The organism is Zavarzinia sp. (genome assembly GCF_041650655.1).
Taxonomy (GTDB): domain Bacteria; phylum Pseudomonadota; class Alphaproteobacteria; order Zavarziniales; family Zavarziniaceae; genus Zavarzinia.
This window is the reverse complement of the sequence record NZ_JBAZKR010000116.1, coordinates 1-11,112: the sequence shown is the minus strand read 5'-3', so window position 1 is coordinate 11,112 and position 11,112 is coordinate 1. Positions and strand designations below refer to the sequence as shown.

Below are 11,112 nucleotides of genomic sequence, written 5' to 3'. Positions count from 1 at the left end.
GTCGCCCGAGAACATGGTGGCCCAGATGCGCCAGAAGACGATCCCCGGGCGGTCGACCCCACCGGCCGAGAGGCGCTCGGCACAAGTCAGGAAACGCGCAGTCTCGCCGCGGCGGGTCAGCAGTTCAGCGGCGCTGGCCTCGATCCAGCCGGCCGCCAGCACGAGGTCGCCGGCCCGGAAGGCATAGTCGATCGCCTCGATCAGGTCGCCCCGGGCATGGTGCCAATGGGCCGCTTGGCGCAGCGAGCGCGCCGCCATGCCGGGATCGCTGCGCGCCGCCCGGTCGCGCAGGAAATCGCGGAACAGGGCGTGCAGGCGGATCTGACTGCCCTGGCGGTCCATCCGCATGACGAAGAGATTGCGCTCCTGGGTCTCGTGGAAATGGCGGCGGGCCTCGGGATCGCCGGTCACCGCCTCGGAGAGCTCGGCCGTGATGCTGTCGAGCGGCGCCACCTGCTGGAGATAGAGGCGCAAGCCCGGCGGCAGAATGCGGAAGACCTCCTCGTTCAGGAACTGGCCGACATCCTTGTCGGCACCCGAGAAATCCTCGGCCAGGCGGCGCAGGCTGGTGCCGGCCTGGACCAGCAGGCGAACGAGCTGAAGCCCGGCGGCCCAGCCTTCGGTCCGGCGGATCACGCGGTCCACCGCATCGTCGTCGGCGCGGCAGTCGCAGCCGATCAGGTCGCGCGCCTCACCCGCCGAAAAGGCGAGGTCGGCGGCGTCGAATTCGCGCACCAGACCGCGCAGGCGCAGGTGGCCCAGGGTCAGCCGCGGCAGGCGACGAGCGCCGATCACGGCATGGAGAAGGCCGCGGCTCTCGCGCAGCAGGACGTCCAGGGCGCCGGCCGTCTCCTCGCTGTCGCAGAGGTGGAAATTGTCGATGAAGACGACGGTGCGGCGCCCGGACGCCACGATCATGTCGGCCAGGCCCTTTGGATCATGGGCGGAGAGCAGGGCCTGAATGGCACTGTGGCCGTCATCCCCAGGCACGGCGCCGCCGGCCACCGCCTGCTCGAACATCGACAGGAAGCGCCCGGCCTCGGCATCGAAATCGTCGCAGGCATACCAGGCGCCCTCGCCGCCCGCGGCGTTCCAGGCCTGCAGCGCCTGTGCCAGCAGGGCCGACTTGCCACTGCCGGTGGGCGCCACCACCAGGGTCACCGTATTGTCGGCTATGCTGGCCGTCACCGCCTCGATCAGGCGGCGGCGGCGAACCAGCGCTATATCGAACACAGGTGGCGTGAATTTCTCTCGGCCGCCCACGCGTCCCTCCCGGATCTTCTTGTCGGCCCCGATCTTTGCCGGGTGCACCGTCTTTCTTGCCCCGCTGCCGCGGGGTACCGCCGCCAGTCTGCCCGCGGCGCCGCTGCCGGCACCTGTCCGAAAGGATAGTTCAGGGGCCGGCGCGGGTCACGCCGTGTGGCGCTCGGCGAAGCGGAGGATACGGCGGCAGGCTTCCTCCATCACCGGCAGGTCGTAAGTCATGGAGAGACGCAGATGGCCCGCCGCTTCCGGCCCGAAGGCGTCGCCCACCAGGGTGGTGACTTTTTCCTCCTGGAACAGACCTTCGGCGAATTCCTGGGCGGTGAGGCCGGTGCGGCGCACGTCGATCATCACGAACATGCCGCCTTCCGGCCGGGTGCAGGTCAGATGCGGGCTCTGGCCGATCCGGTCGAAGACCAGGCGGCCGCGCTGGCGATAGGCTTCACGCATCTTGGCCTGGGGCGCCTGGTCGCCCTCGATCGCCTCGATCGCGGCGGCCTGGATGAAGGGCGGGCAGCTATAGATCATGCACAGCACGAGGCGGCAGTAATGGGCGACGAAGTCCTTCGGCCCTACCGCCCAACCGATGCGGAAGCCGGTCATGGCATGGGATTTCGACAGGCTGCACACGGTGATGGCACGGTCTGCCATGCCGGGCAGGCTGGCGGGCGAGACATGGGGCCGCTCGTGCGCCAGACTCGCGTAGACTTCGTCGGTCAGGACCCAGAGGTCGCGGCGCCGGGCGACATCGGCCACCGCCTCGACCTCTTCCCGCGTCATCACGGCGCCGGTCGGATTGTTCGGCGTGGTCAGCATGATGCCGCGCACGTTGGGGGCCGAGGCGGCGCGCTCGAGGTCCGCCGGGTCGAGGTGGAAACCGCGCTCCGGCAGCAGCGGCACGTCGACGATCGAGCCGCCGGCAGCACCGATCAGCGCCTCATAGGTGACATAGCGGGGCGACGGCACGATCACCGCATCGCCCTCGCCCAGCAGGACCTGGGCGGCCGCGAACATGGCGGATTGGGCGCCGGCCATGACCACGACATTCTCGAAGGTCACTTCCTGGCCGGTCAGCCGGGTGTGATATTTCGCGATCGCCTCGCGCAGGTGCGGATGGCCCGGGATGTCGCCGTAATGGGTGTCGCCGGCATCGAGCGAGGCCTTCAGGGCGGCGTTGATGTTGGGCGCCGAATCGAAATCGGGATCGCCGACGCTGAGCAGGATCACTTCTTCGCCGCGGCGCTGGGCCTCGACCCCGCGGAAGTGAATCTCCCAGGCGGTCGATCCCTTGCCGCCCAGACGTCCGACCCGTGACGAGAAATGCATGACGAAACCCGTGAAATAGAAAGTCGCCCACCATAACGGCCGCCGCCGCCCCCTGCCACCGCAGGGCCGGGGAAAGGCCATGAGCCCGTTGCAGGTCTCAGGCCTTCAGGCGGCGGCGCATCTCGGCGAGGCAGGCGTCGCGATCGGGCAGCAGGCCGGCGTCCAGCCACCATTCCTCGAGTTCGGCGAGCAGCCGGCCGACGGCAGGTCCGCCCGGCACCCCGGCGGCCAGGAGATCGGCGCCGCGAAGCGGAAATTCCGGCACGTCGAGGGCTTCGATCCGGGCCGAAAGGGCGCCCCTTTCCTGCAGCACCGCGCGGTCGGCGACCGCCTGGCGACCGGCGACATGGATCAGCCGGCGCAGGCAGGCGTCGCCCCCGGCCAGCGGCAGCGGCGTCAGCGCCCCCGCCAGCCGCGCGCCCTGGGCCTTGGACAGGCGAAGGCGAGTGGCCAGCGCCTTGCCGACCTCGGCCTCGTCCGGCAGCAGGGCGGCGAGGCGGAGCAGCGCATCCGCCCCTTCGACATGGCGTTCGAGGCGGGCGAAATCGGCCGCTTCCGGCAGGATGACGGCGAGCACGCCGCAGTCGCGCATCAGGCCGAAGGCTTCGAGCGCGCGCCGCAGGGCCAGGATCTTCAAAACTTCCGAGGCGATCCGCTCGGCCGAGAGGCGGGTCAGGGCCTGGCGGCAATCGGCGATCGCGGCCAGCGCCTCCCCGTCCGGCGGGCCTTCGGCGAAGCGGGCATGGAAGCGGAAGAAGCGAAGCGCGCGAAGGTAATCCTCCGCCAGGCGGTCGACGGCGCGGCCGATGAAGCGCACATGCCGCGCGGCGAGATCGGCGAGGCCGCCCACGGGATCGTGCAGGCGCCCGTCCGGATCGGCATAGAGGGCGTTGATGGTGAAGTCGCGGCGCAGCGCGTCGGCCGCCCAATCGTCGGTGAAGGCCACCACGGCGCGGCGGCCGTCGGTCTCGACGTCGTGGCGGAGCGTGGTCACCTCGACCGGCTGGTGGTCGGCGATCACGGTGACCGTGCCGTGGTCGATCCCCGTGGGCACGACGCGGAGCCCGGCCTCGCGCGCCAGCGCCATCACCACTTGGGGCTGGTCCGGGGTCGCGATGTCGATGTCGTTCGGTTCGTGGCCCAGCAGGGCATCGCGCACGCAGCCGCCGACGAAGCGCACCGCCGTGCCCTGCGCGGTCAGCGCCGCCACCACCATGGTCACCGAAGGCCAGTCCCGGAAGCCGCCCGCCGGCAGAATGTCGGGCAGCAGGCGGGCGGGCAGCGCAGTCATTTCGGTGCCGCCTCGATATGGCCGGGGATCAACTTGCCGTCCTCGACCCGGGCGGGAACATAGGTGCCGCCCGCAGTGTCGCCGCCCAGGAAGGCTTCGCCCAGGGTCACCACGATGACGAGCAGAAGGCCGACCGCTAAGAGCGGCACCCAGGGCAACGGCCGCGACGCCGCCGGCAACCGCTCGCGCCAGGCTTCGAAGCGGAGCCAGAACAGATAGGCCGCAAAGGGCAGCACAATGGCCGCCGCGTAGAGAAGAACGATCCTGCCCATGGTCACCCCCGGCCTAGACGCATGGCCAGATTGACCAACATGCCCGCTGTCGCCCCCCAGATGTAACGATCGCCGAAGGGCATGGCGTAATAATAGCGCGTAACACCGGCATAGTCGCGGCTGTGACGCTGGCGGTTCGCCGGGTCCATCAGGAAGTCGAGCGGCACCTCGAAGACGTCGGCCACTTCGGCCGGGTCGGGCGTCACGGTGAAGCCGGGGCGGACGAAGCCCACCACCGGCGTGACATGGAAGCCCGTCACCGTCTCATAGGCGTCGAGGAAGCCGGCGACGGTGACGAAATCACGGTCGAGCCCGATCTCCTCCCGTGCCTCGCGCAGCGCCGCGTCGATCGGGTCCCGGTCGCCCGGCTCCATGCGGCCGCCCGGAAAACTGATCTGGCCGGCGTGGTTCTTCAGGTGGTCGGTCCGCCTTGTCAGCAACACGGTGAGGCCCTTGTCATGCTCGACCAGGGGCACCAGCACGGCGGCCGGGCGGAGTTCGCGCTCCCCCGGCACGAGGTCGCGGAGCCCCGGATTGAGATCGTAGTCGGAAATCGTCGGGCGGAGGGCGGAGAGCACCCTTTCGTTCCGGTCCAGCGTATGGCGCAGCCGGGCAGCGATGTCGGCACGGGTCACGCGGCATTCTCCCCCGCGGCCTTGCCGTCGAGCCGGCCGAGCGACCAGAAGCGCCCGGCGGACCGGAGGCCGAGTTCGGCGACGCCATCCGCTCCCACCCGTTCCTCCGCCGCTTCGACCAGGTCGTAGAAAACGGCGCGGGCGATCAGGGCTTCCAGCCTGCCGCGCACCAGGACGTAGGGCGAGGGTTCGCCCGTCGCGGGATCGATCGAAACGCGGAGCGGATGGGCCTCGTCCAGGGTGAATTCGTCCTCGACATTGGTGCGGAAACGAATCACCCGCTCCGGCCCCACGCCCTCGATCTCGGCCCCGACCACCAGGAAGGGGGCGTCGACGACGCGGATCCGGACCTTTTCGACCGGCGTCACCAGGTAATAGTGATCGTCGTCCTCGCGCCTCAGAATGGTCGAGAACAGGCGCACCAGGGCGGCCCGGCCGATCGGCGATTTCAGATAGTGCCAGCTGCCGTCGCGCCGGATCTCCATGTCCATGTCGCCGCAGAAGGGCGGATTCCACAGGTGGACCGGTGGCAGGCCCCGCGAGCCGCCGCCGGCCGCCTTGGCCGCCGCCGCCAGGCCCTGGGCATCCGGCCCCGGTTTCCGCGTCTCGCTTTCTGCCATCTCGTCCTGTCCGCTCGAAAAGAGCGCGGTGGTCCTGCCGCGCTTTTTCGGGTTAGCCTCGATTCCGTCCGGACTCAATATAGTGAGAGTGATGGCGAACGTCAGCGACAGCCAGGACGGCCTGGTACAGGAAATCGACCGGCTGGGGGCGCGCCTGGGCAGCCTGAAGGCGGCCATCGGCGAGATCGTCTTCGGCCAGGAAGTGGTGATCGAGCAATCGCTGGTCACCCTCCTCGCCGGCGGCCACGGCCTTCTGGTCGGCGTGCCGGGCCTGGCCAAGACGCGGCTGGTGGAGACACTGGGCACCGTGCTCGGCCTCGACGAACGGCGCGTGCAGTTCACGCCCGACCTGATGCCGGCCGACATCGTCGGCTCCGAGGTGCTGGACGAGGACGAGACCGGCAAGCGGAGCTTCCGCTTCGTCAAAGGCCCCGTGTTCTGCCAGCTCCTGATGGCGGACGAGATCAACCGGGCAAGCCCGCGCACCCAGTCCGCCCTGCTCCAGGCCATGCAGGAGGGCGAGGTTTCTATCGCCGGCCAACGCCATCCCCTACCCCGCCCGTTCCATGTCCTGGCGACCCAGAACCCGCTGGAACAGGAAGGCACCTATCCCCTGCCGGAAGCCCAGCTCGACCGTTTCCTGCTCGAAATCGCGGTCGACTATCCCGACCGTGCGGCCGAGAAGCGGATGCTGATCGCCACCACCGGCGCCGAGGTGCCCACCGCCCGGCCGGTGCTCACGGCCGGCGAACTGAGCGCCGCACAAGGCCTGGTGCGCCGCCTGCCGGTCGGCGATTCGGTGGTCGAGGCGATCCTCGACCTGGTGCGCGCGGCCCGGCCGGGACGCGAGGGCCGTGCCGATCTCGGCAAGTTGATCGCCTGGGGTCCGGGCCCGCGCGCCGCCCAGGCCCTGATGCTGGCGGGCCGGGCGCGCGCCCTGATCGACGGCCGCCTGGCGCCGTCGAAGGACGACATCATCGCCCTGGCGGCGCCGGTGCTGCGCCACCGCATGGCGCTCTCCTTCGCGGCCCGGGCCGAAGGCATTACCATCGAGCATGTGATCGAGCGGCTGCTCGAACCGCTGCGCTGACCGGAGGCTTTTCTTCGTGCCCGTTTCCGCCCTCCAAGGCGAGGCGCTCGGCGCCGGCCTGCCGCCCCTGCTGGTGGCGGCCGATCGGGTCGCCGCGACCGTCGAGCAGGGCGTGCACGGGCGGCGCAGGGTCGGCCTGGGCGACAGTTTCTGGCAGTTCCGCCCCTACCGAGCGGGTGACGAGATCCGCGGCATCGACTGGCGCCAATCGGCCCGGGGCGACCGCCTCTATGTCCGCGAGCGGGAATGGGAAGCGGCGCAGACCGTGTTCCTGTGGATCGACCGTTCGGGCTCGATGGATTTCCGCAGCCAGGCGCATTTGCCGACCAAGGCGGAACGCGCCGCCCTGCTCGGCCTGGCGCTCGCCTCGCTGCTGATCCGGGGCGGCGAGCGGGTCGGCCGTATCGGGTATGACCGCGTGGGCTATGCCGGGCGTGGCTATCTGCTGTCGCTCGCCGATGCCCTGAGCTTGCCTGAGGCGGCGGCGCCGAGCCTGCCGCCCCCGGCCGAGCTGCCGCGCGACTGCCGTGCCGTGGTGATCGGCGACCTGTTGCGGCCGGAGGCCGAAGTGGCCGCCCTGGTCGAAGGTCTGGCCGCCGCCGGGGTCGCCGGCCATCTCGTTCAGGTGCTGGACCCGGCGGAGGTCGACTTTCCCTTTACCGGGCGCAACCGCTTCATCGGCCTCGAAGGCGACGGCGCCTTGCTGGTCGGCCGGGCCGAGACCCTGGCCGATGCCTATCGCGCCCGCCTCGCCGCCCACCGGGAGGCGATCGAGCAGGCGGCGCGGCGCGCCGGCTGGACCGTGATCCATCACCGGACCGACCGTCCAGCGGAGAGCTGCCTGTTGGCGCTCTATCTCGCCCTGGCCGATCTCGGCCGGCGGGGGTGAGCGCCTTGGGTGCGATCGGCTTCTCCGCCCCCTGGGTATTGCTCGCACTGGCTGCCTTGCCGGCGATCTGGTGGCTGGTCCGCCTGATCCCGCCGGCCCCGCGGCAGACGCGCTTTCCGGCGCTGCGCCTGCTGCTCGACCTCGAACAACGCCACGACACGCCGGAACGCACGCCCTGGTGGCTCATCCTGCTGCGCCTGCTGCTGGCCGGCCTCGTGGTGGTCGGACTCGCAGGGCCGGTGCTCAATCCGCCGCCGCCCGGTTCGGGCGAGGGACCGCTCCTGGTGGTGATCGACGACGGCTGGGCCGCCGCCAGCCATTGGCGCGAGCGCATGGCCGCCCTGGCGCCCCGCCTCGCCGCGGCTGAAGCGGCCGGCCGCCCGGTCCGCCTGATGACCACCGCCCCCGCGGGCGAGGGCGACATGCAGGCCCCGCCCCTGCTGACCTGGGCCGAGATGAAGGGGGCCGTCGCCGCCCTGCAGCCGAAGCCCTGGGCGGTCGACCGCAAGGCCGCCGCCGATGCGCTGGACGACCTGCCCGAAGGCGCCGTCGGCGAAACCCTGTGGCTGGACGACGGGGTCGACGACGGTGCCGCCACCGATTTCGCCACCCGCCTGACCCGCCTCGGCCCGGTGACCCGCCTCGACCTGCCGCCGGGCAATGCCGCCCTCGCCCTCGGCATGCCCACGCTGGTGGACAACGGGCTGGAAATCGGCATCGGCCGCGCCCTGGCCGACGGGCCGCGCCACCTGACCCTGCTCGCCCGGAACGAGGAAGGCCAGGTATTGGGCCGCGACATCATGGATCTCGGGGCCGAGGAAGTGGGCGCCAGTGTCACCATCGACCTGCCGCCAGAACTGCGCAACAAAGTGACCCGCATCGACATCGCCGAAGAAGCTTCGGCCGCCGCCGTCCGCCTGCTCGACGGACGCTGGCGCCGCCGCACGGTCGGCCTCGCCTTCGAGGGCGGCGACGAGGACATCCGCCCGCTGGTCTCGGAAGCCTTCTATCTCGAACGCGCCATGTCGCCCTTTGCGGACGTCCGGCGCGCCCCCCTGGCCAGCCTGCTGAAGACGCCGCCCTCGGTCATCGTGTTGCCGGACGTGGGCCAGGTACCGGCGGCGCTGCGTCCCGATCTCGAAAGTTTCGTCGAGAAGGGCGGCCTGCTGCTCCGCTTCGCCGGGCCGCGTTTCGCCGCCTCGGCCGACGACCTGCTGCCGGTCAAGATCCGCCAGGGCGACCGGGCGCTGGGCGGCGCCCTGTCCTGGACCGAGCCGGCCACCATCGCCCCCTTCCCGCTGGACTCGCCCTTCGCCGGCCTGGCGCCCAGCCCGGAGGTGAAGGTCTATCGCCAGGTCCTGGCCGAACCCTCCCTCGACCTCGACAAGCGGACCTGGGCCAGGCTGACCGACGGCACGCCCCTGATCACGGCGGGCAAGCGCGGCGCCGGGCTGATCGTGCTGGTCCATACGTCGGCCAACAGCGACTGGTCGGGCCTCGCCCTCTCGGGCCTCTATGTCGACCTGCTGCGCCGGATCGTCGATCTTTCGGATGGCGAGAGCGCCACGGCGGCGGGCGACCACATGCTGCCGCCACTCGCCAATCTGGACGGTTTCGGCCATCTCGGCGGCATCGCCAAGGGCGCCGGCCCGGTCGCTGCCGCGGCGATCGCGACGACGGCGCCGGGACCGCGCACGCCGCCCGGCTATTACGGCGATCCCGCCGCCCGCCGGGCCCTCGCCCTGGCGCCGGAACTGGCCGACTTGGCGCCCCTGCCGGACCTGCCGGGAGTCGTCGTCGCCCTGCCGGAAGCGGCGCCCAGCGTGGCGCTCGGTCCCTATGCCATCGTCCTCGCCCTGCTGCTCGCGGCACTCGACCTCCTGGTGGCGCTCCGCCTCGGCGGGCGGTTGGCACCGACCACGCTGGCAGCACTCGCCGTCGCCGCCCTTCTGCTGCGCCCCGGCGCACCGGCCGTCGCGATCGAGGCGGGCGATGCCGCCGGCACCATCCATCTCGCCTATGTCGTGACCGGCGATGCCGAGACCGACGCCATGAGCGAGGCGGGCCTGCGCGGTCTTTCCACGGCGCTGCGCCAGCGCACCTCGGTCGAACCGGGCGATCCCGTCGGCCTCGCCCTCGACAGTGACGAACTCGCCTTCTATCCGCTGATCTATTGGCCGATGACGGAAGCCTATGCCCCCGACCCGGCGGCGCTGGAGCGGATCGACAGCTACATCAAGGCGGGCGGCGTCGTGCTCTTCGATACCCGTGACATCACCCAGGGCGCCGGCGCCATGCCGGGCGGCGGCGGCTCGCCCGGCGACCAGCTGCTGCAGGCGACCCTCGCCCATCTCGACGTGCCGCCCCTGGTGCCCGTGCCGGGCGACCATGTGCTGACCAAATCCTTCTATCTGCTGCAGACCTTCCCCGGCCGTTATGAGGGCGGGCCGCTCTGGGTCGAGGCCAATGCCTCGCCGGAGAACGATGGCGTTTCCGGCTATGTCATCGGGCCGAACGACTGGGCCGCCGCCTGGGCGGTGGATGCCCAGGGCCGCCCGCTCGCCGCCCTGGACGGCAATGGCGGCGGGCGCCAGCGCGAGATGGCGCTCCGCTTCGGTATCAACCTGGTGATCTATGCCCTGACCGGGAATTACAAGGCCGACCAGGTCCATGTCCCGGCCCTGCTCGAGAGGCTCGGGCAATGAGTATCGATTTCGCCGCCGCCCCGCTGGTGCCCTGGTGGCTGATCGGCGCCCTCGCCGCCCTCCTGCTGCCGCTCAGCGCGCTGGCCGCGTGGCGGCGGGCGCGGGGTGCAGTGCTCCGCGTCCTGCTCGCCCTCGGCCTGCTCGCCATCCTGGTCAATCCGATCGCCAGCGACGAGACGCGGAAGGGCCTGAACGATATCGCCGTCGTGCTGGTCGACCGCTCGGCCAGCCAGGCGATCGGCGAGCGCCCGGCCGAGACCACGGCCGCCCTCCAGGCCCTGCGCGAGCGCCTGGCCCGCCTGCCGGACCTCGACGTACGCGAAGTCACCGTCGCCTCCGACGCCAGCGGAACGCCCCTGATCTCTACCCTGCGCCAGGCCCTGGCAGATGTGCCACGCGATCGCCTGGCCGGCGTCGTCGCCCTCTCCGATGGGCGCGCCGCCGATGTGCCGCCGGCCGAAGCGGCGACGACCCTGCTGCCCACCGGCGCCCCCTTCCACCTGCTGGCGAGCGGCCGCCCGGGCGAGCGCGACCGCCGCCTGACCGTGCTCGAAGCGCCCTCCTATGCCGTGATCGGCAAGCCGGTGACGATCCGCATCCGGGTCGACGAGGGTGATCCGGGCGAGCGCGTGGGCGGCGTTCCCGCCCCCGTGACGATCGAGAGCGACGGTACCGCCCCCGTGACCCGCCAGGTCCCGATCGGCGAGCCCTTCGAGCTCCAGGTGACGCCGGCCCGGCGCGGCAGCAATATCTTCGACCTCTCGGTCGCACCGGGTCAGGCCGAGCTGACGCCGGCCAACAACCGCGCCATCGTCGCCATCAACGGCATCCGCGAGCGGCTGCGCGTGCTCCTCGTCTCGGGCGAGCCGCACATGGGCGAGCGGGTCTGGCGCAACATCCTGAAGTCCGATCCCTCCGTCGACCTCGTCCATTTCACCATCCTGCGGCCGCCCCAGAAACAGGACGGCACGCCGGTGATGGAACTCTCGCTGATCGCCTTCCCGACCCGGCGTGCCGTCCT

The 11,112-nt window shown here is 71.2% G+C and carries 9 protein-coding genes and 1 pseudogene; 4 read left to right on the top strand and 6 right to left on the bottom strand.

Features of this window, described 5'->3' with window-relative positions:
- The 6 genes from WC493_RS19230 to WC493_RS19205 all read right to left on the bottom strand — a co-directional run.
- Positions 1 to 1,263: hypothetical protein (locus WC493_RS19230; protein WP_373067488.1), on the bottom strand; the 1,263-nt coding region annotated here is incomplete at its 3' end.
- A 147-nt stretch (positions 1,264 to 1,410) separates the two neighbouring features.
- Positions 1,411 to 2,589, bottom strand: a complete 1,179-nt coding sequence (locus WC493_RS19225) for a pyridoxal phosphate-dependent aminotransferase (RefSeq protein WP_373067485.1) — start codon at positions 2,587 to 2,589, stop codon at positions 1,411 to 1,413.
- 97 nt (positions 2,590 to 2,686) lie between these two features.
- Positions 2,687 to 3,880, bottom strand: coding sequence for a CCA tRNA nucleotidyltransferase (locus WC493_RS19220; RefSeq protein ID WP_373067483.1), 1,194 nt, complete (start codon positions 3,878 to 3,880; stop codon positions 2,687 to 2,689).
- A complete protein-coding gene (locus WC493_RS19215) occupies positions 3,877 to 4,152 on the bottom strand; it encodes a DUF6111 family protein (protein ID WP_373067480.1) in 276 nt (91 codons plus the stop codon). The genes WC493_RS19220 and WC493_RS19215 overlap by 4 nt, the downstream gene beginning before the upstream one ends.
- Before the next feature lie 2 nt (positions 4,153 to 4,154).
- Positions 4,155 to 4,787, bottom strand: coding sequence for a CoA pyrophosphatase (locus tag WC493_RS19210; protein WP_373067478.1), 633 nt, complete (start codon positions 4,785 to 4,787; stop codon positions 4,155 to 4,157).
- On the bottom strand, positions 4,784 to 5,407 hold the full coding sequence (locus WC493_RS19205; RefSeq protein ID WP_373067475.1) for a DUF1285 domain-containing protein: 624 nt from the start codon (positions 5,405 to 5,407) through the stop codon (positions 4,784 to 4,786). The genes WC493_RS19210 and WC493_RS19205 overlap by 4 nt, the downstream gene beginning before the upstream one ends.
- A gap of 91 nt (positions 5,408 to 5,498) precedes the next feature.
- Between WC493_RS19205 and WC493_RS19200 the strand changes: the two genes are divergently transcribed.
- The 4 genes and pseudogenes from WC493_RS19200 to WC493_RS19185 form a co-directional block, all read left to right on the top strand.
- Positions 5,499 to 6,497, top strand: coding sequence for an AAA family ATPase (locus tag WC493_RS19200; protein WP_373067473.1), 999 nt, complete (start codon positions 5,499 to 5,501; stop codon positions 6,495 to 6,497).
- A 16-nt stretch (positions 6,498 to 6,513) separates the two neighbouring features.
- The gene (locus tag WC493_RS19195; RefSeq protein ID WP_373067471.1) at positions 6,514 to 7,386 is read left to right on the top strand and encodes a DUF58 domain-containing protein; all 873 of its coding nucleotides are present in this window, start codon (positions 6,514 to 6,516) and stop codon (positions 7,384 to 7,386) included.
- On the top strand, positions 7,383 to 10,091 hold the full coding sequence (locus WC493_RS19190) for a DUF4159 domain-containing protein (RefSeq protein WP_373067468.1): 2,709 nt from the start codon (positions 7,383 to 7,385) through the stop codon (positions 10,089 to 10,091). The genes WC493_RS19195 and WC493_RS19190 overlap by 4 nt, the downstream gene beginning before the upstream one ends.
- Positions 10,088 to 11,112, top strand: a pseudogene (locus tag WC493_RS19185) (hypothetical protein); the annotation flags it as partial. The gene WC493_RS19190 and the pseudogene WC493_RS19185, both read left to right, overlap by 4 nt.